Here is a 24,210-nt window from a genome sequence, read left to right as displayed (position 1 = left end):
TGTCATGTTGGAAGCCTACCGCCACCACGTCGCCGAGCGCGCTGCGCTTGGCATCCCGCCGCTGCCGCTGAGCGCGCAGCAGACGGCCGATGTCATCGAACTGCTGAAGAACCCGCCGCAGGGCGAGGCCGAGTTCCTGCTCGACCTGCTGACCCATCGCGTGCCGGCCGGTGTCGATGACGCGGCCAAGGTCAAGGCCTCTTACCTGGCGGCGATCGCCCTGGGCAGCGAGCAGAACCCGCTGATCAGCCGCGAGCGCGCCACCGAACTGCTGGGCACCATGCTCGGCGGTTACAACGTCGCCCCGCTGGTGCAGCTGCTGGACGACGCCAGCGTCGGCACCATCGCCGCCAACGGCCTGAAGAAGACCCTGCTGGTGTTCGATGCGTTCCATGACGTGCAGGAAAAGGCCAAGGCCGGCAACGCCAACGCCCAGGCCGTGCTGCAGAGCTGGGCCGATGCCGAGTGGTTCACCAGCAATCCGGAAGTGCCGCAGAGCCTGACCGTCACCGTGTTCAAGGTGCCGGGCGAGACCAACACCGACGACCTGTCGCCGGCACCGGACGCGACCACCCGCCCGGACATTCCGATGCACGCCCTGGCGATGCTGAAGAACAAGCGCGACGACGCGCCGTTCACCCCGGAAGAAGACGGCAAGCGCGGCCCGATCCAGCAGATCCTGTCGCTGAAGGAAAAGGGCCACCTGGTTGCCTACGTCGGCGACGTGGTCGGCACCGGTTCCTCGCGCAAGTCGGCCACCAACAGCGTGCTGTGGTGGACCGGCGATGACATTCCGTTCATCCCGAACAAGCGCGCCGGTGGCGTCTGCCTGGGTTCGAAGATCGCCCCGATCTTCTACAACACCATGGAAGATGCCGGCGCGCTGCCGATCGAGCTGGACGTGTCGAAGATGGAACACGGCGATGTGGTCGAGCTGCGTCCGTACGAAGGCAAGGCGCTGAAGAACGGCGAGGTGATCGCCGAGTTCCAGGTCAAGTCCGACGTGCTGTTCGACGAAGTGCGTGCCGGTGGCCGCATTCCGCTGATCATCGGCCGTGGCCTGACCGGCAAGGCGCGCGAAGCGCTGGGCCTGGCCCCGACCGATCTGTTCCGCCTGCCGGTGCAGCCGGTCGACACCGGCAAGGGCTTCTCGCTGGCGCAGAAGATGGTCGGCCGCGCCTGTGGCCTGCCGGAAGGCCAGGGCATGCGCCCGGGCACCTACTGCGAACCGAAGATGACCTCGGTGGGCTCGCAGGACACCACCGGCCCGATGACCCGCGACGAGCTGAAGGACCTGGCGTGCCTGGGCTTCTCGGCCGACCTGGTGATGCAGTCGTTCTGCCATACCGCCGCGTACCCGAAGCCGGTGGACGTGAAGACCCACCACACCCTGCCGGAGTTCATCTCCACCCGTGGCGGCGTTTCGCTGCGCCCGGGCGACGGCGTGATCCACAGCTGGCTCAACCGCATGCTGCTGCCGGACACCGTCGGCACCGGTGGTGACTCGCACACCCGTTTCCCGGTGGGTATTTCGTTCCCGGCCGGTTCGGGCCTGGTCGCCTTCGCCGCGGCCACCGGCGTGATGCCGCTGGACATGCCGGAGTCGGTGCTGGTGCGCTTCAAGGGCAAGATGCAGCCGGGCGTGACCCTGCGTGACCTGGTCAACGCGATCCCGCTGTACGCGATCAAGTCGGGCCTGCTGACCGTGGCCAAGGCTGGCAAGAAGAACATCTTCTCCGGTCGCATCCTGGAAATCGAAGGCCTGCCGGAGCTGAAGGTCGAGCAGGCGTTCGAACTGTCCGATGCCTCGGCCGAGCGTTCGGCGGCCGGTTGCTCGGTGCGCCTGAACAAGGAACCGATCATCGAGTACCTGACCAGCAACATCACCCTGCTGAAGTGGATGATTGCCGAGGGTTACCAGGACCCGCGTTCGCTGCAGCGTCGCATCGAGAAGATGGAAGCGTGGCTGGCCAACCCGCAGCTGCTGGAGCCGGATGCCGACGCCGAATACGCCGCCGTCATCGAGATCGACCTGGCCGACATCCACGAGCCGATCGTGGCCTGCCCGAACGACCCGGACGACGTGAAGACCCTGTCCGAAGTGGCCGGCGCCAAGATCGACGAAGTGTTCATCGGTTCGTGCATGACCAACATCGGTCACTTCCGCGCCGCTGCGAAGCTGCTGGAAGGCAAGCGTGACCTGCCGACCCGCCTGTGGGTGGCCCCGCCGACCAAGATGGATGCTTCGGAGCTGACCAAGGAAGGCGTGTACGGCACCTTCGGCGCTACCGGCGCGCGCATGGAAATGCCGGGCTGCTCGCTGTGCATGGGCAACCAGGCGCAGATCCGTGAAGGCTCCACCGCGATGTCGACCTCGACCCGCAACTTCCCGAACCGCCTGGGCCGCAACACCAACGTGTACCTGGGTTCGGCGGAACTGGCGGCGATCTGCTCGCGCCTGGGCCGCATCCCGACCAAGGAGGAGTACATGGCGGACATCGGCGTGATCAACGCCAATGGTGCGGAGATCTACCGCTACATGAACTTCGACCAGATCGAGGAATACCTGGACGTGGCCAGCACGGTCGCTGCCTGATCCTGCTGATCGGTTGATGATGTAAACAACGAACCCCCGGTGAAAGCCGGGGGTTCTGCTTTGGTGAAAAAAAATAGTTGTGGGTGGTATGCTCGGCGACGCTGAAAGCTTTAGTTGATATGAAAGCCGAATTTGTTAGAAGAATTTTTGAAAAATCAAACCTAAGGGGGATGGAGTGGCAGGTGCAAATGGCAACGACCTTTTGGATGAAATGATTGTTCCGCTCGATCAGGATGAGTCGGAAGATGACGTTTCCCTCGATGCTCAGGCGACTAACGACGCCGTAATATTCAATACCGACTGGACGGTTGAGACGCTCTTTCGTCAGATTGACAAGGGGAACGTTGATTTGGACCCTCAGTTCCAGAGGCGCGAAGCTTGGAAAATTGATCGTCAGAGCAGATTCGTCGAGTCAATACTCTGCAATCTTCCTATTCCCAATGTTGTTCTGGCGGAAAAGAAAGGTCAGCGGGGGAAGTACATAGTAATTGATGGTAAGCAGAGGCTGCATACCATTAAGAGCTTCTTTGATGGGAACTTCGAGCTTAAGGGTCTTACCATTCGGGATGATCTTAATTCTAAGCGATTCTCCGATATTGAGCTCGCCGGCGATCAGGATATTGCGTCTCTTGAAAACTATCCAATACGCACGGTAATTATTAGGAGTTGGCCCGATGAGGATTATCTATACACAGTATTCTTTAGGCTAAATAGTGGAAGCCTTCCGCTTTCGCCGCAAGAGCTTAGGCGTGCACTTCATGGCGGGCATCTCCTTAATTTCATTGATGATTTCCTCTTGGGGAGTGTGGAGTTTAAATCTGTGTTTGGGGATAATCCGGATCCCCGCATGCGAGACGTGGAGATGGCGCTGCGCTACGTCGGTGTCGACACGAACCTTGACAGCTATGACGGGAATTTGAAGAGATTCTTGGATAATCTTGTTATTTCTACCGATCGGGCTTGGCCGCGTTCTGAGGCCGCGATAAAGAATTCGCTTGATGGAATGGCGAGGGCTATCAAGACGACTCGTATAATTTTTGGTGAAGACAGCTTCAAGAAATGGAATGGGGTTAAGTTTGAGCGGCGCACTAATCGTGCGGTATTTGACGTAATGACTCGTTACTTTTCGCAGCCAGATGTCGCGGCCGCAGCCGAGGCGTCGCCTAATCAAGTAAAGGCGGCGTTCGTTGAACTTTGTTCAAATAATGAAGTTTTTAGAAATTCGATTGAACGCACCACAAAGACGAGGGATGCCACTCTGCAGCGACTCGCGCTCTGGGGGGAGGCGCTCGGTCCAGTCATTGGAATGGCTCTTGATAAGTCAACCTTCAGAATGGTCTAAACATGACCACGGCACATTTTGGGCACCTTAAGAGCAGATGTGGTCTCCTTCTCGCAAAATACATTGACCCTCAAATAGCAGCTATAGACGCTGCTTTGGCAGATGGGGATGTGCCTCCTGATCCTGATTTCGACAATATGGCCGCTTGCAGACTTCTAATTCACTCGGAACTAGAGTGCTATTTTGAGAATCGCGCGCTTGATGCCATTAAGGCGTGCGAAGGTCAATCGGCACTGACAATGAAGAATGCATCGCTTATTGCGCTTCGTGCCTGGATGGAGAGGAGGGAAATTGACTGGCAGCGGTGGGTTGCCCCTCCTGTGGGGGTTGATAAAGCATCCTTCGCTTCGCTGGCAAATGAAGCGCATGGATTCGCCCGTCAATTCATAAAGGCCAATAACGGAATAAAGGAAAAATCAGTTCAAACGCTGTCGGCCATAATGGGCTATTTCCCCGATGAGCTTGATGGCGTGTTGGTGGAGGATCTTAATAAGTACGGATCGCTGCGCGGGACGGTTGCTCATAACAGTTGGGTTTATGCGACGAATACTTTTGAGTCGCCGGAGATTGAGCGTGGCAGGGTTGATAGGATTATTGGCCTGATAGAGCAGTTTTACGAGGCGTAGGCTTCTTCTTGGCAGGCCCAGGCGCGATGTGCTCGCGCCTGGGCCGCATCCCGACCAAGGAGGAGTACATGGCGGACATCGGCGTGATCAACGCCAATGGTGCGGAGATCTACCGCTACATGAACTTCGACCAGATCGAGGAATACCAGGACGTGGCCAAGACGGTCGCTGCCTGATGCGGTAACGGAAAACCCCCGGCTCGCGCCGGGGGTTTTTCTGTGAGCCGACGATGCACGGTAGTGCCGGCCGCTGGCCGGCGCCTCGTCGCTGGCATCCACGCATTGCGTGAAACTACTTCGCGTCAGCTGCGGGCGAGGGCGAGCAGGCGTTCGGCGATGCGTTCCAGTGGTACCTGTTCCTCAGCGGCACCGAGTTTGAACGCTGCCCCGGGCATGCCCCAGACCACGCTGGTGGCTTCGTCCTGCACCAACGTCGGCGCGCCGGCCTGGCGCATTTCCAGCAGGCCGCGTGCACCGTCATCGCCCATGCCGGTGAGGATGGCGCCGATGGCGTTGCCACCGGCGTTCTGCGCGACCGAACGGAACAGCACGTCCACTGCCGGCTTGTGGCGGTTCACTGCCGGGCCATCGTCGACGCGGCAGCGCCAGCGCGCACCGTCGCGGATGATCCGCAGGTGCTTGCCGCCCGGCGGCAGGTAGGCGTGGCCGGGCAGCACCGCTTCGCCGTCGCTGGCCTCACGTACCGCCATCGCCGAGTGGCGGTCCAGGCGTTCGGCGAAGGCACTGCTGAAGCTGGCCGGCAGGTGCTGGGTCATCACCACGGCGGGCGCGTCGGCAGGCATGCCTTCCAGCACCACGCGCAGCGCTTCGGTGCCGCCCGCCGAGGAACCGATCGCGATCAGCCGGTCGGTGGTGCGGAACTGCGGCGCGGCCGGGCGTATCGCGGGCGCGGCGTCCAGCATGAGCTTCGGCGCGGCAGCGCGCACCAGCGGACGTACCCGCGAGCGCGCCGCCATCTTGACCTTGGCGATGATCTCGTCGGCGTAGCCCTGCAGGCCGCGGGCCACGTCCAACTTCGGCTTGGACACGAAATCCACGGCGCCCAGCGCCAGTGCCTGCAGGGTGGTGTCGGCGCCGCGCTCGGTGAGCGAGGAGATCATCACCACCGGCAACGGGTGCAGGCGCATCAGGTTTTCCAGGAACGCCAGCCCGTCCATGCGCGGCATTTCCACGTCCAGGGTGATCACGTCCGGGGCCAGTCGCTTGATCTTTTCACGGGCCAGCAGCGGGTCGGCGGCGGTGCCGACCACGTCGATGGCGGGATCGCTGGACAGGATCTCGGTGAGCATCTGGCGCACGACGGCAGAGTCGTCGACGATCAGCACCCGGCAGGGGGCGTTGCCGGTAAAGGTCATTCGAACAGCTCCACGCCACCGGTGACCGGCGCCTTGGACAGGCGCGCACGCACCGCCGATTCGGTGGCGGCCACTTCGGCCTCATGCGCATGCGGCAGGCGCTGCACCACCACGCGGCCGGTGTCGGCGAAGAACCAGATCTTGCGCGGATGGATGCCGCACAGGTCCTCGGCGATGATCGGGATGTGCTCGGCCTGCAGGTACTGGCGCACGAACTCGGCGTTGCGGGTGCCCACTGGATTGCTGGTGAAGCCCTTGAGCACGTTGGCGCCGCCGAACACCTTGGCTTCGATGCGCTTGCGGTGGGCGCCCCGCTTGAGCATGTCGTTGATCAGCAGTTCCATCGCATAGCTGCCGTAGCGTGCGGGTGCGCCGTCACCGGCGTTGCCCTCCGGCAGCAGGAAGTGGTTCATGCCGCCGATCTTCAGCACCGGGTCGCGCAGGCACGCCGCCACGCAGGAGCCCAGCGTGGTGGTCAGCGCAGTGGTGTCATCGACCACCAGGTATTGGGTCGGCAGCAGCTTGGCGGCGATGGTCTGGAAGCGCGCATCCTGGTAGCGCATCACATCGTCGGTACGCAGCGAGGCATTCATGCGCCGGCCTTTGCCGCACGGCGGTACAGGGTGCGGCCGCAGGGCTGGATCAGGTCGGCGGCGTGCAGGTAGTTCTCCGAGTGGCCGGTGTAGAGCAGGCCGTCATCGGCCAGGTGCTGGAAGAGGCGACCGAGGATGGCGCGCTGGGTCGGCTTGTCGAAGTAGATCATCACGTTGCGGCAGAACAGCGCGTCGAACGGGCCGCCGACGTCGTAGCGCGGGGCGAGCAGGTTCAATGGGCGGAACTCGATCAGTTCGCGCAGCGCCGGCAGCACGCGGCACTGGCCCTCGTTGGGGCCGCTGCCGCGCTGGAAGTAGCGGCGGCGCAGGTCCGGATCGAGGCTGGCGACGCGATCGATGTTGTAGACGCCGCGGCCGGCGGTGGCCAGCACCTGGGTATCGACGTCGGTGGCAATGATGCGTACCGGCGGCTTCAACGTGCCGAAGGCCTCGCAGGCGGTGATCGCCATCGAGTAGGGCTCTTCGCCGGTGGACGCCGCGCACGACCACAGCAGCAGTGGGGCGCGGCTGGAGCGCTGTTGGAGTTCCTCGCGCAGCTTGTCGAAGTGATGCGGTTCGCGGAAGAACGAGGTCAGGTTGGTGGTCAGCGCGTTGGTGAACGCCTGCCATTCGTCACCATCTTCCTGTTCCAGATGGTCCAGGTACTGCTGGAAGCTGCGCATGCCCAGCGTGCGCAGGCGGCGCGACAGGCGGCCATAGACCATGTCGCGCTTTGCCGGCGCGAGGGCGATGCCCACGCGCTGGTAGATCAGGTCGCAGACGCGGCGGAAATCGCGGTCGGCGAACTCGAATTCGCGCGGGCCGGTGACGATGGGGGTAGGACTTTGCACGGGGGACGTGTCCATCGGCAGAGGCGGCGGCCGCAGCCGCCGCGGGTGGGTCTCAGAATTCCTGCCAGTCGCTGTCGCTGGCGGCGAAGGTGCTGGCGTTGCTGCTGCGGCGGACCGGAGCGGGCGTGCTGGTCGGCTGCGGGCGTGCCACGGTGGTGATACGGGCCGGCTCCGCGCGCGCGGCCACGGCCTTCACTGCGGCGGACACCTGGTTGTCGAGGCGGAAGATCGCCACGGCGTCAGCCAGCTGGCCGGCCTGGTCCTCCATTGCGCGTGCCGCAGCAGTGGCTTCTTCCACCAACGCAGCATTCTGCTGGGTGGTTTCGTCCATCTGCACCACGGTCTGGTTGACCTGCTCGATGCCCGCCGACTGTTCCTGCGAGGCCGCAGAGATCTCGGCCATGATGTCAGTCACGCGCTGCACCGAGGCGACGATCTCGCCCATGGTCGCGCCGGCCTTGTGTACCAGCGCCGAGCCTTCGGCAACCTTGCCGACCGAGTCGTCGATCAGGCCCTTGATCTCCTTGGCGGCGGCGGCCGAGCGCTGGGCAAGGGTGCGCACTTCGCTGGCGACCACGGCAAAGCCGCGGCCCTGTTCGCCGGCACGCGCGGCTTCCACTGCGGCATTCAGCGCCAGGATGTTGGTCTGGAAGGCGATGCCGTCGATGACCGAGATGATCTCGGCGATCTTCTTCGACGAGGCTTCGATGGCCGACATGGTGGTGACCACCTGGCCGACCACGTCACCGCCCTGCGAGGCGACACCGTGCGCGCCGATGGCGAGCTGGTTGGCCTGGCGTGCGTGCTCGGCGTTCTGGCGCACGGTGGAGGTCAGTTCCTCCATCGAGGCGGCGGTTTCTTCCAGGTTGGCGGCCTGCTGCTCGGTGCGGCGCGAGAGGTCGCTGTTGCCGGAGGCGATCTCGCCGGCGGCCAGGGTGATGCTGGACGCGCTGGCCTGGATCTGGCCGACGATCTGGGTCAGCTGTGCAACGGTGGTGTTGGCATCGTCGCGCATGCGTGCGAACACGCCCTGGTAGTCGCCGTGCATGCGTGCGGTCAGGTCACCTTCGGCGATGGCCGACAGCAGCTGCGAGAGCTTGCCGAGGTTGTCATCGCTGACCGCCATCATCGCGTTGAGGTTCTCCAGCATCAGGCGGAAATCGTGATCGAAGCGCTGCGCATCGCCACGGAGGCTGAAGTCGCCGGCCGCGGCGGCACTGGCCAGCTGCTTGATCTCGGCATTGATGCGGCCGAGGTTGGCCTTGACCGTATCAACGGTGGTTGTCATCGCGGCCTTTTCGCCCGGGTAGCGTGCAATGTCGCGGCTGAGATCGCCGACCGCGTATTGCTGCACCACGTCCAGCACGTCGTGCAGGGTCTGCACGTGGCCGCCGACCAGGGCGTTGGTTTCCTGCACCATCAGCCCGTACTCGCCGGGGAAGGCGCTGGCGTCGATGCGGTAGCTCAGTTCGCCGCCGTCATGACGGCGCGCCATTTCGCGCTGGCCGGTGATGACCGCATGCAGCTGCTGCTGCATGCCGGCCATGGCCTCCAGCAGGCGGCCGGTTTCGTCGTGCGGCTGCGGGCCGATGTGGCTGTCCAGCTTGCCGCCGGCGATGCCTTCGGCCACGGCGGTGGCCTGCTTCAGCGGCACGGCGATGCGGTTGCCGATGACCCAGCTCAGGGCCAGCACGATCAGCACCAGTACGCCACCAGAGACCGCCATGATGGCGGTGAACACCAGCGCCTGTTTCTGCACGTCGTCCATGTAGACGCCGCTGCTGACCACCCAGTTCCAGGGCGCGAACAGGCCGGCATAGGCGACCTTCTCGACCTCGCCCTTGCTGCCCGGCTTGGCCCAGCGGTAGTTGACGAAGCCGCCGCCGGCGCGAGCCGCTTCGACCTGGTCGTAGTAGATCCGTACGCCGTCGTCGGTACGGAAGTCCTTCATGTCCTTGCCGACCAGGTCCTTGCGGAACGGGTGCATCAGCAGGCGGTAGCCGGTGTCGTAGATGTTGAAGTAGTAGGTATCGTTCCCGGCGCGCATGACCTCCAGCGCCTGCAGCGCGGCGCTCTTGGCGGCCTCTTCGCTGAGCTCGCCGGTACCGGCCAGGCGGTGGTAGTGCTGCAGGATGCCGTAGCTCAGTTGGACCTGGGTCTTCAGCGCGCTCTTGCGGGTTTCGGTCAGGTCCAGGTACTGCATGCGGGCGGCGATCACCGAGAGCGCGATCACGCCGAGCGCGATGAGCAGCGTCAGCAGGTTGAGCTTGCGCCGGACGGAAAGATTGCGGAAGTAGTGTTGCCAGCGATGCAGGAGATTCATCGAGCAGGACCAGGTCGAAGCGGGCGGGCGGCGCCGTGCCGGTCAGCGGCGGGATACGCCGTGACAACCCCGTTATCGGCCGCGCGGGCGGGGGATTGAGGTGCGGTGTCCGAACGTATTCAGGTTTCCTTGCAGCGGCGGCTGCGGCGCTGCCTGCGGCAGGCTTTTGAAGCAACGGCAACGGCAGGTCATGGCGATGGGTAGCTACGGGTTGGCCGGGTCGGGGTGTGCAGGCAGGACACGCCGTGAACCCATCCATGGGGGCTCGATGGCGCCATCCATGGCGCCAACGGTCCTGCCTGCCCCTCCCGCCCCACCCTCGACAGTTTCCAGTGACGGATGCACGCGCGGCGTCGCGTCGAGCTTGCTCGACTGCCCTTTCAGAAGCGGTGGGTGGAACGGAAACAAGAAGGGGTCGTATCCGTTTTCCTGCGGAAAACGGATACGACCCCACAACGAGTGCGCGCAGCGCGCGACCCGCTTTTGATTTTCTTTTTCTTTTCCGTGGCTGGACGCACACGGAAACTGTCAGAGGTTGGGCGGGGTGGGTTCGCGGGGGTGTCCGCGGCATGGATGCCGCGGCCAAGCCCCCAGGGACGGGTTCACGGCGTCCCCCGCGAACCCACCCCGCCCGGCCAAGCGCGGCTTTTGCTTCTGGCTTCAGCGACCAACCCACAGCCACGAGGGGCTGCGCCGTTGGCTGGAAATTCAGTACCGCTTGATCCCCGGCACCGTGCAGCCCTCAATCTGCGCATGCGCCGACACCGCATTCTCCTTCTCGCCCCGCGCCAGGCGCGACTGCTCGATCGTCGCCCAATGCCGGCGGCACAGCGGCCCGGTCTTCGAGCCCAGATCCACCGCCTTGCGCGCGAACGTCTCCGCCTGCGCCCACTGGCCCTGCAGCAGCGCCAGTTCGGCACGTTCCTGCAGCACTGCCGGGTCACCCGCCACGATCTCCAGCGCGTGGTCCAGGCTGCTGGCCGCGCCGGCCAGGTCGTTCGCCTGGCGTTGTGCCAGTGCGGTTACCCGCAGATCTTCCACCTGCGAATCACGCAGCGGCTGTACCGACAATTCCTTGTCGTCCGGACCCGCTGCAGCATCCACCGCAGCCAGGCGCTGCGCCGGCGTGGTGGTATCGACCGGCTTGACCACCGGTGGTGCGCTGCTCACGCAGGCGGCCAGGGCCAGGCTGAGGCCGGTCAGGGCCAGGGGCTGCAGCAGGGATCGCATGTTCATCGGCATCATCGGCTCGGGGGAGGAGTGGCGGCGGCAGGTGCCGCGGCAGGTTCGGCAGGCGCTTCCGGCTTGCGGTCCAGGCCGAACCAGCTGCGCCAGCCACCGCCCTCGCCTTCGGCCTCGCCCTGCCCCTCCGGCGACGCGGCCGGCGCGCACGGCGCATAGGCAGGCGCATAGCCCACCACGAACGGGAAACGACGCGCGCCGGGGCAGCCTTCATCGGTGCTGTTGAGGCCGGTGGGGGCCACCGACTGCCAGTCCAGGCCCTTGTTGCTGACCCGCAGCGGCGCGCTCGGCAGGCGCTGGAAGATGCCCGACCAGACCCGCATCGCGCCGGTGGCGCCATACAGGCCGGCCTGCGCGTTCTGGTCGTTGCCGATCCAGATCACTGCCAGGTGATCACCGGTGTAGCCGGCATACCAGCTGTCACGGCCATCGTTGGTGGTGCCGGTCTTGCCGGCGGGCTGCAGGCGGCCGAGGCCATCGGCATTGAGCCGCTGCGCGGTACCGCTGGCGACCACCTGCTGCAGGCCGACACTGATCAGGTTGGCGGCAATCGAGTCGCCTTCCTGCGCCGGTGCCGGGGTCTTGTCGTACCGCTTGAGCAGCTTGCCCTGCGGATCGAGCACGCCACGCACCGCGTGCAGCGGCTGGATCTCGCCGCCGGACGCCAGGAACTGGTACAGCTGCGCCATCGCGTACGGGCTCTGGTCGGTCGAGCCGAGGATCACCGCCGGGTTGGCGTCAGCCTTGATGCCGGCCAGGACATGGATCAGCTGGGTCACGCGCTCCGGGCCGACCTGCATGCCCACGCGCACCGTGGCCTGGTTGTAGGAATGCGCCAGTGCGTCGATCAGGCGCACCGTGCCGTGGCTGCGGTTGTCCGCGTTGCCGGGACTCCAGTTGCGGCCGCGGCCGAGCTGCACCGTCACCGGCGAATCATCCACCCAGCTGGCCAGCGAGTAACGGTCCGGCTGCGCCAGGGCCAGCAGGTAGACGAACGGCTTGAGCAGCGAACCGACCGGACGCTGCGCCTCGATCGCGCGGTTGAAGCCGACCTCGGACACCTCGCGGCTGCCGATCACCGCCAGCACGTCGCCGTTGTGCACGTCGGTCAGCACCATGCCGGCCTGCAGCTCGGGGCGGCGCTTGCTTTCCAGCGACTTGATGGTGCGGGTCACCGCGCCTTCGGCATAGGCCTGCGCGGACGGCGACATGCCGGTCATCACGCTCAGGCCCGCGCCCTGCAGCGCCGATTCCGGATAGTCATGGCCGAGCTGGCGGCGGACCAGGTCAACGTAGGCCGGGAAGCGGTTGGCTGCCACCAGGCCCGGCGTCTTGGGCACGCCCAGCGGTGCCTTCAGCGCGCGCTGGTACTCGGCATCGTCGATCAGCGTGGCCTCGTGCAGCTTGCCCAGCACGAAGTTGCGGCGATCCAGCGCGCGCTCCGGGTTGCGCCGCGGGTCGTAGAAGGACGGCCCCTTGACCAGGCCGATCAGCAGTGCGATCTGCTCGGTCTCCAGCGACTGCAGGTCACGGCCGAACCAGAACTCGGCGCCGGAGGACATGCCATGGATCGCCTGGCTGCCGCGCTGGCCCAGGTACACCTGGTTGAGATAGGCCTCGAAGATGGTGCGCTTGTCATAACGCGCTTCCATGATCAGTGCGTACAGCACCTCATTGAACTTGCGGGTGACCGTCTGCTCCTTGCCGATGCCGAGCAGGCCGCTGCGGGCCAGCTGCTGGGTCAGCGTCGAAGCGCCCTGGCGGCTCTGGCCACCGGAACGGATCGTCACCCACACCGCGCGCGCGATGCCGGACAGGTCGATGCCGTGGTGGCGGTTGAAGTCCTTGTCCTCCACCGCCTGCAGGCCAGTCACCAGCAGGTCCGGCGCCTCGTCCATGCGGATCAGGCGGCGCTCTTCCTGCTTCTGGCCGTACAGGGTGGCGATGCGCGCCGGATCCAGCCGCGCGGCCTTCAGCGCCTTGCGGTTGTCGGCGTCGCGCAGCGAGGCCACGCCGCCATCGGCCAGCGACAGCTCCACCCGGCGCGGGGCCACCCGGCCGTCAACGTCGTTGAAGCCGCGGCTGGAGATGACGAAGCGCCCGCCGTTCACCGCATAGGTGGCCGGCTCCTTGCCCTGCCCGTCATCGCGGTAGGCAGAGGCGGCCAGCTCGGTCTTCAGCGTAGACGCATCCATCGCCTTGCCGGGGGTGAGCACCAGCGGGCGCGCGTACACGCGCGTCGGGATCTGCCAGCGCAGTTCACCGAAACGCTGGGTCACCTGTTGGTTCAGGTACAGCGTATAGGGAATGAGGAAACCCAATCCCAACGCGACCGCAGCCATGCTCCAGGTGATCAGCCGGCGCCGCCACAGCGGACCGTTGTCCTGCTGGTCGTCGTCGGAATCGTCGATGTCGTCGGAATCGTAGCGTCGGGGCACGGGAATGCGAGAATGTAGGGTCTGGCGAGTCTACCCCAGCCGCTGCGGCTGGCGAATTCTCCCGGGTTCCCCTGCTTAAGCTGGAGTTGCAACCGGATGGCGATGTCCCTGGCCGAGATCCGATACCTGATCAACCGCCTGTCGGGCCTGGCCCGCCGGAGCCTGGCAAGCCTGCGCACCCGTGGCTGGCGGGCCACCTGGCAACGCATCCGCGTGCATGCCCAGCGCGCCGTTCCCGCCCCGCGCACGCCACTGTTCCTGCCGCCAGCGCAGGATTTCGCCCCCTTCACGGTGCCGTTCAGCGAGTCGCCGGAGGTGAGCATCGTCATCCCGGTCTACAACCACGTCGCCCACACCGTGGCCTGCCTGCGCGCCCTGGCGGCGCACCCGCCGGCCGCCGCGTGCGAGATCCTGGTAGTGGATGACGGCAGCAGCGATGCCACCGTGCAGTGGATGCCGCAGGTGGCCGGGCTGCGCTATGAAGTGCGCGCGCACAACGGCGGCTTCATTGAAGCCTGCAATGACGGTGTATCGCGCGCACGCGGCCGCTACGTGGTACTGCTGAACAACGATACGGTGCCGCAGCCGGGCTGGCTCGACGCCCTGCTGGACACCTTCGGCAGCGTGCCCGACGCCGGCCTGGTCGGCAGCCAGCTGCTGTACCCGGATGGCCGCCTGCAGGAGTCGGGCGGGGTGATCTTCGCCGATGGCAGTGGCTGGAGCTACGGCCGCTTCGAGGCCGCCGATGATCCGCGCTTTGCCAGCCTGCGCGACGTCGACTACTGCTCGGGCGCGGCGCTGATGCTGCCACGCGCCCTCTGGCAGCAGCTGGACGGCTTCGACACCCGCTACAAGCCGGCCTACTACGAGGACACCGACCTGGCCTTCCGCGTGCGTGCACACGGCCTGCGCGTGCTGGTGCAGCCGGCCAGCCGGGTGATCCACGACGAAGGCACCAGCAACGGTACCGACACCGGCAGCGGGGTGAAGGCCTACCAGGTACGCAACCAGGCCATCTTCGCCGCCCGCTGGGCCACCGAACTGGGCCGTCATCCGGCGGTCGGCGAAGTGCCGTCTCCGGCGCTGCTGCTGCGCGGCCGGCGCCAGGTGCTGATCCTGGACGAGGAAGTACCGCAGCCGGATCGCGATTCCGGGTCACTGCGCCAGGTCAATCTGATCCGCCTGCTGCTGCAGGGCGGCGCCCACGTTGTGTTCGTACCGACCCGGCGCGAGCACGCCGGTGCGGCCACCGAAGCGCTGCAACGGATGGGCGTGGAAGTCTGGTACGCGCCCTTCCTGGACGGCGTAGCCGGCTGGCTGCGCAGCCACGGATCGCGTTTCGACGTGGCAATGCTGGTGCGTCACCACGTCGCCCACGAATGCCTGCCGCTGCTCAAGCGCTATGCACCGCAGGCACGGACCGTGTTCGACACCGTTGACCTGCACTACCTGCGCGAACGCCGCGGTGCCGAAGTCGCCGGCGACGCAACCCTGCTGCGTGCAGCGGAACGTACCCGCAGCAGCGAACTGGCCGTGATGGAGCAGTGCGACATCACCGTGCTGGTCAGTGCGGCCGAACGGGAGCAGCTGCAGTCCGATGCGCCGCAGGTGCGGGTGGAGCTGATCTCCAACCTGCATGAGGTCGCCGGTGCCGGCGCCGTATTCGAGCAGCGGCGCGACCTGGTGTTTGTCGGTGGCTTCCGTCATCCGCCGAACCTGGACGGCATGGAATGGTTCATCGGCGAGGTCTTTGCCCACATCCGCGCCCGGTTGCCGGAAGTGCGCCTGCACTGCATCGGCGCCGCGGCGCCGGAGTCGCTGCTGGCACTGGCCGCACGCCAGCCCGGTGTGCAGATGCACGGGTTCGTCGAAGACATCACGCCCTACATGGACGGCGCGCGCATCGCCATTGCGCCGCTGCGGTTCGGCGCCGGCGTGAAGGGCAAGATCAACCTGAGCATGGCCCACGGCCAGCCGGTGGTCGGTACCACCTGCGCCGTGGAAGGCATGCACCTGCATCCCGGCCAGGACGTGCTGGTGGCCGATGACGCTGTCGGTTTCGCCGATGCGGTGATCCGCCTGTACCAGGATCCACAGCTGTGGCAGCAGTTGTCCGATGCCGGCCTGGCCAACGTCGCCCAGCATTTCTCACTTGATGCCGCCCGCGCGACCGTGCAGCGGGTGTTCTTCGCCTAGTCCGCCCGTCCACCGGCGCGACGCAGGCGGTCTTCGAACGCCGGCAGTTCGGCCAGGTCCGGTTGCAGCAACCGCGCCTGTTCGGCAGCGTGCGCGGCAAAGGCCAGGTCGCCATTGCCGAGCCGTTCGCTGCCGATCGCCAGCCAGCGCTGGGCCAACCGCAGCCGCGCCGAGGGCAGGCCCGCTGCGGTCGGTGACAGCGTCTGCCAGGCCTGCAGGCAGGCACCCGCCGCCTGTACCCGGTTCTGCCGCAGATTGTCGTCGAAGCAGCGGCGACTGGCGGGCAGCAGGCGTGCTGCGGCAGCCTTGACCCGCGTGTCGCGGGGGGCCAGTGACTGGGCTTCGCGCAGTGCGTCGAACGCGCTGTGCCCCGGTGGGCTGATCCACTGCCCTGCACGTTCGGCACGCTCGATCTTGCGCAGGTGGTCGCGCAGCTGGCGTTCGCGCTGCGCCGTACTGATCGCGGGCTGCTGCAGGGCCTGTTGCGCCTGGCGCGCACGCTGCAGGCGCTGTGCCAGTTGCTGCCGGATTGCCTGCGAAGCGCCCAGCTCCGCCGCCAGGGCTGCATCGCGTTGCGCCGCATCGAACTGGAAGTCGTCGGCGGATGTCTGGCTGCGCACGACCACCGCCTGCAGCGCCTGCTCACGCCCCCGCTGGGCATTGGGATCATCGGCCGCCACCGCAAGCACTGCCAGGAAACCCTGGGCCGCGGCGTCCAGCTGCTGTCGTTGCAGTGCCCGCTGCGCCTGCCGCAGGCGCTGGTCCACCGCGCGCGCCAGGGCTTCCTCGCTGGCCGGCAGATCGGCATGACCGGCATCGAACTGGCGGGCACGACGCAGGATCGCGGCCGCCTCGGCCAGCTCTCCGCGCCCTGCCAGCGTGCGCGCCTGCAGCAGCAGGTCGCTCAGCGCATCTTCGCGACCTTCCAGCGCCGGCAGGTTGTCCGGCTGCAGGGCAAGGATGCGCTGGAACAAGGGCAACGCACTGCTGTCGCCATCATCCAGGCGTCCGGCCGCGAACGCGTTGCGTGCCTGGGCCAACAACGCACCAATACCGGCTCCGGCACTGCGTCGCGCCTGCAGCTGGCGGGCGACCGCATCGGCTTCGCCCTGCGGCACCTGCAGCTCACGGGCCAGTGCCAGTGCCTGCGCGCTGCCGTCCAGGTCACCGGCGTGCAGGCGATCGCGCGCCTGTTGCAGCGCTGCCGCGCCGGTATTGGCCAGGCCCTGGCGCGCCTGCGGGCGATCACCGTCCAGCGCCAGCACCGCCTGGTAGCGCTCGCGCGCACCACTGCCATCGGCATCGCTCAAACGACCGGCGGCCAGCGCACGATCCCCCTCGGCCAGCAGCTGTTCGATCTGCGGCTCATCCCAGAACCAGTCGGCCAGCGGCTTGCGCAGCAGGACCAGCAGCACGAACACGGCCAGCGCCGCAAGCAGCGCCCAGCGCCAGACCCGGCGCGCATGGCGTGCCTGCAGCCACCACCAGCGACCCTCGCGACGGACGCGGTCCAGCGCAGGATGTTCAGCGCCATGCGGGCGATGCGGGGGCTCGCGTTCCATGCGTGCAGGGTAGCCGGGGCAGCGTGAAGCTCAGCCGAGGCGACGTGCCTCGCTCACGCCCGGCAGCGCATCAAGCTTGCCCAGCAGCGTCGACAACTGCCCGTAGTCGCTGACCTTCAGCCGCAGCCGCAGATGGGCACGGCCACTGTTGCGCACGTTGTCACTGTGGATGTCGAGCACGTAGGCGTCTTCCTGGGCGATCAGGTTGGTGATGTCCTTCAGCAGCCAGCGGCGGTCGACCGCGTCGACCACCACGTCCACTTCGTAGCCGCCACCGGCCTGGCCCCACTCCACCGGCAGGATGCGCTGCGGGCTGGCGGCGGCCAGCCGGGCCAGCGCGGCACAGTCTGCACGATGCACAGTGACACCACGGCTACGGGTCAGGTAGCCGACGATCGGCTCGCCGGCTACCGGCTGGCAGCAGCGTGCCAGCTGCACCAGCAGGTTGCCCACGCCCTGCACGGTGAACTTGGACTTGCCCAGGTTCTCGCGGCGCGCGGTCGGCCGCGGCAGGGTCGGCGCGGGCGCGGGCTGGCTGGCGGCACGTTCCGCCTCCAGCAACGTCCGGCTGACCTGGTTCGGGCCGGTATCGCCCAGCGCCACCTGGATGTACAGGTCATCGACGCTGTCGGCATGGAATTTCTTCGCCGCGACGGCCAGGTCCGAGTGCTGCAGGCCCAGCCGCTTCAGCTCGCGCTCGAGCAGCTCGCGACCGGCCTGCACGTTGCGCGCGCGGTCCAGCTTGTGGAACCAGCTGCGCACCTTCTCGCGCGAGCGGTTGCTGGCCAGGAAGCCATTGGCCGGCATCAGCCAGTCGCGGCGCGGGTCGGCCTCCTTGCCGGTCAGGATCTCGACGCGGTCGCCACTGCGCAGGCGATAGGTCAGCGGCACGATACGGCCGTTGACCTTGGCGCCGCGGCAGCGGTGCCCGACCATGGTGTGCACCTGGTAGGCGAAATCGAGCGGCGTAGCGCCCTGCGGCAGGTCCAGCACCTCGTCCTTCGGGCTCAGCGCATAGACCCGGTCCTCGGTCAGCTCGGCATCGAGCGCCCCGGCCAGTTCATTGCCCTGCCCGTCCTGCGCCTGCTCCAGCAGCTGGCGCATCCAGGTGATCTTGCGATCGAAGGACTTCTCCGCGCCCTTGCCGCCTTCCTTGTACTTCCAGTGCGCGGCCACGCCCAGCTCGGCCTGCGAGTGCATTTCATGGGTACGGATCTGCACTTCGATGGTGCGACCTTCCGGGCCGACCACGGCGGTATGCAGCGAGCGATAGTCGTTGGCCTTCGGGCGTGCGATGTAATCATCGAACTCGCTTGGTACCGGCGCCCACAGCGCGTGCACCACGCCCAGCGCGGCGTAGCAGGCGGCGACGTCGTCGACCATCACGCGCACCGCACGGATGTCATACAGCTGGTCGAAGGCCAGCCGCTTCTTCTGCATCTTCCGCCAGATGCTGTAGATGTGCTTCGGGCGGCCGCTGACTTCGGCCTTGATGCCCTGGGCGACCAGCTCGCGCGACAGCACCTTCTTGACGTTCTCGACGTAACGCTCGCGGGCGATGCGGGTTTCGTCCACCTCGCGGGCGATGCGGCGGTAGGTTTCCGGTTCCAGGTGGCGGAACGCCAGGTCCTCCAGCTCCCACTTCAGCTGCCAGATGCCCAGGCGGTTGGCCAGGGGCGCGTGGATGTCGCGGGTCAGCTGGGCCAGCGCGCGGCGTTGCTCGTCGTCCAGCTTGTCGGCCGCGCGCATCCTCGCGAGCTGGCGCGCCAGCAGGATCGGCACCACGCGCAGGTCGCGGATGATCGCCAGCAGCAGCCGGCGCAGGCCCTCGCTGTTGCGTCCGGCCTCACGGCCGGCGTGCAGCGCCCACACCGGATCGGCCGCATCCTGGCCATCGAGCAGGCCGATCACCGCCGCCTGGTGGCTGCCCAGCGGCAGCTGGTCCAGGCTGGCGCGCAGGCCCGGCAGGTCGAACAGCAATGCTGCCACCACCGCGCCTTCGTCGGCCGAGAGCATCGCCAGCGCATCAAGGGTATCGCCCAGCACCGACCAGGTGGCACGCATCTGGTGGTCGCAATCCGGCGCTTCCCAATGCTCGCGCAGGGCCTGGCGCAGCGGAGCAGGCAGCACCGCTGCCGAGGGACGGTTCAACAAGGCATCCAGGCCAGGGACGGAAGCGCGGTTCACAGCATCGAGCAGGCAAGACAGAGGCCCCTACACTAGCGCCGGCGTCGTTCAGGGACAATCACTGCGGCCACCATCACCCGGCATGAAGACATGCCGCTACACTCGCCAACACATCCAGGAGAGACCCGCCATGCCTTCGATTGCCCTGCGCGTCCGTCCACGGCTGCTGGCCTGTGCCGCCGTGTTGCTGTCCCTGTCCGCGCCTGCGCTGGCCCAGCGCGTGGTGGAGGGCGACCTGCAGCAGCAGATGTCGCCCACCGAGTTCAAGGCCGCCGGCCTGGACAAGCTCAGCGCCGCTGAACTGGCCACGCTCAACCGCTGGCTGCAGGGCAAGGTCGAGGCGGCCACCACCCAGGCCGTCGCCGCAGCGCGCGAAGAAGGCCGCCAGGAAGTGATCAAGAAGAACCGCGGCTTCCTGGACTTCGGCAGCAGCGAACCGATCGAAAGCACCCTGCAGGGCGAATTCCGTGGCTTCGGCCAGGGCCGCCGCTACGTGCTGCAGAACGGCCAGGAGTGGGAGCAGATAGACGCCACGCACTATTCCGGTGGCCGCAAGGAAGCGCCGAACGTCAGCATGCGCCCAGGCGTGATGGGCGCCTGGTACATGAAGGTGGACGGGGTGAACGTGCAACCGAAGGTTCGTCGCACCAAGTAACGCCCGGGCATTCCGGCCGTGCCGGATCCATGCCCGGCGGCCATGGTCGCCCGATGGGGCGACCATGGCGCGCGTTCACGCCTGGCGAAGTGCAGCCACCCGCTGCGCCAGCTTCTTCGCCGAAATGCCGGTGCGTGCCCCCAGCTCCTGCGCGAACAACGACACCCGCAGCTCTTCCAGATCCCAACGCAGCGCCTGCCATTGCGGGCGATCACGCAGGCCCTGCTGCTCGCCCGCTTCCAGCGCCTCCAGGAACGGGTGCAATTCCAGCATGCGCGCCTGGTCACGCGGCGGATCACGCTTGGCACGCTCGGTGCGCAGGATCATCGCCTTCAGGTAGCGCGGGTACTGCGCCAGCGCGTCGGCCGGCGTGTCGCGCAGGAAGCCGGGGTGGATCAGCCCGGCCAGCTGCGCTTCCATGTCGTCCAGGTTGCCACGCGCCCAGCCCATCAACGGCGCCTCCAGCAACGGCTTCAGTTCCGCCACCAGCGCCAGGATGGACTCGGCCAGTTTCAGCCGCGACATCGCCTCGCCGAACAGGGCCTTGGCCGCATGCTCGCGGCGTTGCTCGAAGGCTGCCGCATCGCGGATGTCTTCCAGGCCTTCGGCCAGCACCGCGTTCATCGCCGCATCCACCAGGTCTCCACGCAGGCGTTCCTGCGATTCGATCGCGGCATACAGCAGGCCGGTCTTGGCACCCACCGGCAGCTGCTTGCGCGCCTGCTTGACCTTCTCGGCCAGGGCAATCTCCAGCAGCCGGCGCACACCCAGCGGGTGGGCCTCCTGCGCCTGCTGGCGATCGGCGAAGATGCGCAGCGCCACGCTGTCGCCCTCGTCCAGCAGCGCCGGATAGGCCGGGACGCCGGCTTCACCGGGCACCTGCAGCGGAATCGGCGCGGCCGGGAACGTGCGCAGGCCATCGGCCGCCATCTCGCGCCCCGCGCGTGCAGCGAAGGCATCGCCGGCACGGCCGCCGAATTTCGCGCGCAACGCATCGAGATCACGCGAGGTCGCCAGCACCTTGCCGTGCTCGTCGCGCAGGCGCAGGTTCATGTGCAGGTGCGGTTCGATCGAAGCGGGGTCGAAATCGAGCGCCGTCACCGTCGCGCCGGTGGCACGTGACAAAAAGCGCGCCAGTTCGCCAGTGATGGCATCGGCGCTGGGCTGCGGGAATGCCTCGAAGAACGCACGACCGAAGTCCGGCGCCGGCACGTAGTTGCGGCGCATCGCCTTGGGCAGGCTGCGGATGAGTGCCGAGGCCTTGTCGGCGACGAAGCCAGGCGCCAGCCAGCCCAGCTGCACCGGGTCCAGCGCGTTGAGCAGGTGCAGCGGCACGTCCAGGGTCACGCCGTCATCATCGGCACCCGGCTCGAAGCGGTAGTGCAGTGGCAGGCGCGCCTGGCCCAGTGGCAGGTACTTCGGGTAGCGCTCCTGTTCGCTGCCCTCACCCGGCAACAGGTCGACCAGTGACCAGTGCAGGGTCTTGCGCTGTTCCGGCGCCAGCCCCTTCCACCAGGTATCCAGCCCTGCGGCCGAATGGATCTGCGGCGGCACCCGGTCCAGGTACCAGCGCGCCTGCCAGTCCTCGTCGGCCACGATGCCAGCGCGGCGCAGCTTCGCTTCCTCCTCGCGGGCGACCTCCAGCACTTTCTGGTTGTCGGCCACGAAGCTGGCGCGGGTGTTGATCTCGCCGGTCACCAGCGCCTGGCGCACGAAGATGTCGTGCGCCTCGCCCGGTGCGATGCGGCCGTAGTGCACCGGCTTCTTCGGTGCCAGCACCAGGCCGAACAGGCTGATCTGCTCGGAGGCCAGCACCTGGCCCTGCGCGCGCGACCAGTGCGGGTCGAAGTGCTTGCGCAGCAGCAGGTGCGGCAGTTCGGCGATGACCCAGTCCGGCTCGATCGCGGCCAGGGTCATGCCCCAGACCTTCTGCGTGTCCAGCAGGTTGGCCACCAGCAACCACGGCGGCGGGCGCTTGGACAGCGCCGAACCGGGGAACGGCAGGAAACGGCGCTGGCGTGGCGCCTGGAAATCGCCCTTCTCGGTGCGGTGCCCGATCTGCGTCGGCAGGCCCGCCACCAACGCCCGGTGCAGGGTCTGGTAGGCAGCCGCGCGCACGCGTTCGCTGAAGCCGCCGCCCGCCGGTGCCTGCTCCTTCTGTGCACGTACGGCCACCGGCGTCGGCGCCGCTTCGGCCTTGCCTTCGCGGGCCAGGCGTGCAGCGCGGTGCAGCTGGCCACGGGTGGCCTTCACTGCGGCGGCATCATCACGCGCTGCCGCCGGCGCACTGCTGCCGGCCAGCAACGGCGCCATCGACGCCTCGTTGGCCTCTTCCTTCCAGCCCAGTTCCTCGCACAGCAGCCGCAGCTGGCGGTGCAGCTCGCGCCACTCGCGCATGCGCAGGAAGCCGAGGAAATGACGGCCGCACCAGTCGCGCAGCTTGGACTGGGTCAGGTCTTCATGGGCCTGCCGGTAGGCATCCCACAGGCGCAGCACGCCAACGAACTCGGAACGACCATCGGCGAACTGCGCATGCGCGCTGTCGGCGGCACCGCGTGCTTCGGGCGGACGTTCGCGCGGGTCCTGGATGCCCAGGAACGAGGCGATCACCAGCATCGGCCGCAGGCAGCCGGCGGCCTGCGCGGCGACCAGCATGCGCGCCAGCTTCACGTCCACCGGCAGGCGTGCCATCTGCTTGCCGATGGTGGTCATGCGCCGCTCGGCGTCGATCGCACCCAGTTCGGTCAGCTGCTGCCAGCCATCGGCCACCGCACGCTCGTCCGGCGCTTCCAGGAACGGAAACTCCTCGATGCGGCCCAGGCCCAGCTGCAGCATGCGCAGGATCACCCCGGCTAGGCTGGAGCGGCGGATTTCCGGATCGGTGAACTCCGGCCGCGCCTGGAAATCGGCTTCGGCGTACAGGCGGTAACAGATGCCCTCGGCGATACGGCCGCAGCGGCCCTTGCGCTGGTTGGCGCTGGCCTGCGAGATCGGCTCGATGTGCAGGCGGTCCAGCTTGTTGCGCGGACTGTAGCGCTTGACGCGGGCAAAGCCCGGATCGACCACGTAGCGGATGCGCGGCACCGTCAGCGAGGTCTCCGCGACGTTGGTGGCCAGCACGATGCGCCGGTTCGGCCCGGGATTGAACACCCGGTCCTGGTCCTGGTTGGACAGCCGCGCATAGAGCGGCAGCACCTCGGTGTTGCGGTACTTGCGGCGCTCCAGCGACTGGTGCGCATCGCGGATCTCGCGTTCGCCCGGCAGGAAGATCAGCACGTCGCCGCGCGCATCCAGGCGGGTGATCTCGTCGATGGCCGACACGATAGCGTCGTTGACGGTGCGTTCGCCCTGGTCTTCGCCCTCGCCTTCCAGCGCGCGATAGCGCACTTCCACCGGGTAGGTGCGGCCTTCGACGCTGATCACCGGCGCATTGTCGAAATGCTGGGCGAAGCGTTCGGTATCGATGGTGGCCGAGGTGACGATCAGTTTCAGGTCCGGGCGCTTGCGCAGCAGCTGCTTCAGGTAGCCCAGCAGGAAATCGATGTTGAGGCTGCGTTCGTGCGCCTCGTCGACGATGATCGTGTCGTAGTTCGACAACCAGCGGTCACTGGCGATCTCCGCCAGCAGGATGCCGTCGGTCATGAACTTGATGCGGCTGTCGTCGCTGACCTTGTCGTTGAAGCGCACCTGGTAGCCGACCAGCTGGCCCAGTTCGCTCTGCAGTTCCTGCGCCACGCGGCTTGCCACCGCACGTGCGGCAATCCGTCGCGGCTGGGTGCAACCGATCATGCCGGCTTGGCCACGGCCTGCGGCCAGGCACAGTTTCGGCAGCTGGGTGGTCTTGCCCGAGCCGGTTTCACCAGCGATCACCACCACCTGATGGTCGCGGATCAGCCCGATGATGGCGTCGGCTTCACGCGCAATCGGCAGCTGCGGGTCCAGAGTAATGGACGGCTGCTGCTGCGCCCGGACCTGCCGGCGCTGCACCGACGCCTGCAAGGCCTGCTCGAAGGTAGCGGCCAACGCCGCATCCTGTGGCTTGGCCTGGCAACGCGAGAGCATCCCCAGCAAACGGCCCCGGTCGCGGCTCATGGCGCCGTCGATGGCGGCGCGCTGTTGGCGCAGGCGGGACGATGGATTTTTATCGATAGAGTTCATCAATCGGTTCGTTCAAAACTTTGATAGCGACCAGTCATCACGACCGGTTTATTGTGAAGGCCAACG

15 protein-coding genes are annotated in these 24,210 nt (G+C 66.8%); 6 read left to right on the top strand and 9 right to left on the bottom strand.

Going from position 1 to position 24,210, the window contains the following annotated elements; translation table 11 throughout:
- The first annotated feature begins 4 nt into the window (after positions 1–4).
- The 4 genes from acnB (at position 5) to VG561_RS05880 (ending at position 4,740) form a co-directional block, all read left to right on the top strand.
- Positions 5–2,596 carry a bifunctional aconitate hydratase 2/2-methylisocitrate dehydratase gene (acnB, locus tag VG561_RS05895; protein ID WP_423179459.1) on the top strand — a complete coding sequence of 864 codons (2,592 nt, stop codon included), beginning with the start codon at positions 5–7 and terminating at the stop codon, positions 2,594–2,596.
- 175 nt (positions 2,597–2,771) lie between these two features.
- Positions 2,772–3,938: a DUF262 domain-containing protein gene (locus VG561_RS05890; protein WP_423179458.1), complete on the top strand. Its 1,167-nt coding sequence runs from the start codon at positions 2,772–2,774 to the stop codon at positions 3,936–3,938.
- Positions 3,939–3,940: 2 nt separating this feature from the next.
- Positions 3,941–4,564, top strand: a complete 624-nt coding sequence (locus tag VG561_RS05885; protein WP_423179457.1) for a hypothetical protein — start codon at positions 3,941–3,943, stop codon at positions 4,562–4,564.
- Positions 4,565–4,590: 26 nt separating this feature from the next.
- Complete coding sequence (locus VG561_RS05880) at positions 4,591–4,740, top strand: hypothetical protein (RefSeq protein ID WP_423179474.1); 150 nt, start codon at positions 4,591–4,593, stop codon at positions 4,738–4,740.
- 125 nt (positions 4,741–4,865) lie between these two features.
- On the opposite strand, the gene VG561_RS05875 is transcribed toward VG561_RS05880, so the two are convergent.
- The 6 genes from VG561_RS05875 to mrcB all read right to left on the bottom strand — a co-directional run bounded on the left by VG561_RS05875 (position 4,866) and on the right by mrcB (position 13,386).
- Positions 4,866–5,939, bottom strand: coding sequence for a protein-glutamate methylesterase/protein-glutamine glutaminase (locus VG561_RS05875; protein WP_423179456.1), 1,074 nt, complete (start codon positions 5,937–5,939; stop codon positions 4,866–4,868).
- Positions 5,936–6,532, bottom strand: a complete 597-nt coding sequence (cheD, locus tag VG561_RS05870; RefSeq protein ID WP_014037083.1) for a chemoreceptor glutamine deamidase CheD — start codon at positions 6,530–6,532, stop codon at positions 5,936–5,938. The genes VG561_RS05875 and cheD overlap by 4 nt, the downstream gene beginning before the upstream one ends.
- Complete coding sequence (locus VG561_RS05865; protein ID WP_423179455.1) at positions 6,529–7,398, bottom strand: CheR family methyltransferase; 870 nt, start codon at positions 7,396–7,398, stop codon at positions 6,529–6,531. Before VG561_RS05865 ends, cheD begins: the two co-directional genes overlap by 4 nt.
- Positions 7,399–7,435: 37 nt before the next feature.
- Complete coding sequence (locus tag VG561_RS05860) at positions 7,436–9,706, bottom strand: methyl-accepting chemotaxis protein (RefSeq protein ID WP_111206957.1); 2,271 nt, start codon at positions 9,704–9,706, stop codon at positions 7,436–7,438.
- A 708-nt stretch (positions 9,707–10,414) separates the two neighbouring features.
- Positions 10,415–10,951 (bottom strand): hypothetical protein, encoded by a 537-nt coding sequence (locus tag VG561_RS05855; RefSeq protein WP_014648099.1) that lies wholly within the window; start codon positions 10,949–10,951, stop codon positions 10,415–10,417.
- On the bottom strand, positions 10,948–13,386 hold the full coding sequence (gene mrcB / locus VG561_RS05850; RefSeq protein ID WP_014648100.1) for a penicillin-binding protein 1B: 2,439 nt from the start codon (positions 13,384–13,386) through the stop codon (positions 10,948–10,950). The genes VG561_RS05855 and mrcB overlap by 4 nt, the downstream gene beginning before the upstream one ends.
- Positions 13,387–13,482: 96 nt before the next feature.
- Here mrcB and VG561_RS05845 point away from each other — a divergent pair, with 96 nt between their 5' ends.
- Positions 13,483–15,582 carry a glycosyltransferase gene (locus VG561_RS05845; protein WP_423179454.1) on the top strand — a complete coding sequence of 700 codons (2,100 nt, stop codon included), beginning with the start codon at positions 13,483–13,485 and terminating at the stop codon, positions 15,580–15,582.
- Here the strand turns inward: VG561_RS05845 and VG561_RS05840 are convergent.
- Both VG561_RS05840 and VG561_RS05835 read right to left on the bottom strand, forming a co-directional pair.
- Complete coding sequence (locus VG561_RS05840) at positions 15,579–17,144, bottom strand: hypothetical protein (protein ID WP_046432065.1); 1,566 nt, start codon at positions 17,142–17,144, stop codon at positions 15,579–15,581. The two genes, VG561_RS05845 and VG561_RS05840, sit on opposite strands and share 4 nt — an antisense overlap.
- A 30-nt stretch (positions 17,145–17,174) precedes the next feature.
- Entirely contained in the window at positions 17,175–19,331 is a 2,157-nt protein-coding gene (locus tag VG561_RS05835; RefSeq protein ID WP_032958977.1) for a RelA/SpoT family protein, read from the bottom strand.
- A gap of 130 nt (positions 19,332–19,461) precedes the next feature.
- Here VG561_RS05835 and VG561_RS05830 point away from each other — a divergent pair, with 130 nt between their 5' ends.
- On the top strand, positions 19,462–19,986 hold the full coding sequence (locus tag VG561_RS05830) for a hypothetical protein (protein WP_014648104.1): 525 nt from the start codon (positions 19,462–19,464) through the stop codon (positions 19,984–19,986).
- Between the two features lie 75 nt (positions 19,987–20,061).
- Here the strand turns inward: VG561_RS05830 and hrpA are convergent, their stop codons facing one another.
- On the bottom strand, positions 20,062–24,144 hold the full coding sequence (hrpA, locus tag VG561_RS05825) for an ATP-dependent RNA helicase HrpA (protein ID WP_423179453.1): 4,083 nt from the start codon (positions 24,142–24,144) through the stop codon (positions 20,062–20,064).
- Positions 24,145–24,210: the final 66 nt, after the last annotated feature.

The sequence above is a fragment of the Stenotrophomonas sp. CASM110 genome (genome assembly GCF_049384345.1).
In the GTDB taxonomy this organism is placed as follows: Bacteria; Pseudomonadota; Gammaproteobacteria; order Xanthomonadales; family Xanthomonadaceae; genus Stenotrophomonas; species Stenotrophomonas muris.
This window is presented reverse-complemented; position numbering and strand designations above follow the sequence as displayed.

What these genes read in the sequence shown, in the direction of transcription:
- acnB (WP_423179459.1), top strand. Translation starts at nt 5, where the DNA reads ATGTTGGAAGCCTACCGCCACCACGTCGCCGAGCGCGCTGCGCTTGGC.
- VG561_RS05885 (WP_423179457.1), top strand. Translation starts at nt 3,941, where the DNA reads ATGACCACGGCACATTTTGGGCACCTTAAGAGCAGATGTGGTCTCCTT.
- VG561_RS05880 (WP_423179474.1), top strand. Translation starts at nt 4,591, where the DNA reads ATGTGCTCGCGCCTGGGCCGCATCCCGACCAAGGAGGAGTACATGGCG.
- VG561_RS05875 (WP_423179456.1), bottom strand. Translation starts at nt 5,939, where the DNA reads ATGACCTTTACCGGCAACGCCCCCTGCCGGGTGCTGATCGTCGACGAC.
- cheD (WP_014037083.1), bottom strand. Translation starts at nt 6,532, where the DNA reads ATGAATGCCTCGCTGCGTACCGACGATGTGATGCGCTACCAGGATGCG.
- VG561_RS05865 (WP_423179455.1), bottom strand. Translation starts at nt 7,398, where the DNA reads ATGGACACGTCCCCCGTGCAAAGTCCTACCCCCATCGTCACCGGCCCG.
- VG561_RS05860 (WP_111206957.1), bottom strand. Translation starts at nt 9,706, where the DNA reads ATGAATCTCCTGCATCGCTGGCAACACTACTTCCGCAATCTTTCCGTC.
- VG561_RS05855 (WP_014648099.1), bottom strand. Translation starts at nt 10,951, where the DNA reads ATGATGCCGATGAACATGCGATCCCTGCTGCAGCCCCTGGCCCTGACC.
- VG561_RS05845 (WP_423179454.1), top strand. Translation starts at nt 13,483, where the DNA reads ATGGCGATGTCCCTGGCCGAGATCCGATACCTGATCAACCGCCTGTCG.
- VG561_RS05840 (WP_046432065.1), bottom strand. Translation starts at nt 17,144, where the DNA reads ATGGAACGCGAGCCCCCGCATCGCCCGCATGGCGCTGAACATCCTGCG.
- VG561_RS05830 (WP_014648104.1), top strand. Translation starts at nt 19,462, where the DNA reads ATGCCTTCGATTGCCCTGCGCGTCCGTCCACGGCTGCTGGCCTGTGCC.
- hrpA (WP_423179453.1), bottom strand. Translation starts at nt 24,144, where the DNA reads ATGAACTCTATCGATAAAAATCCATCGTCCCGCCTGCGCCAACAGCGC.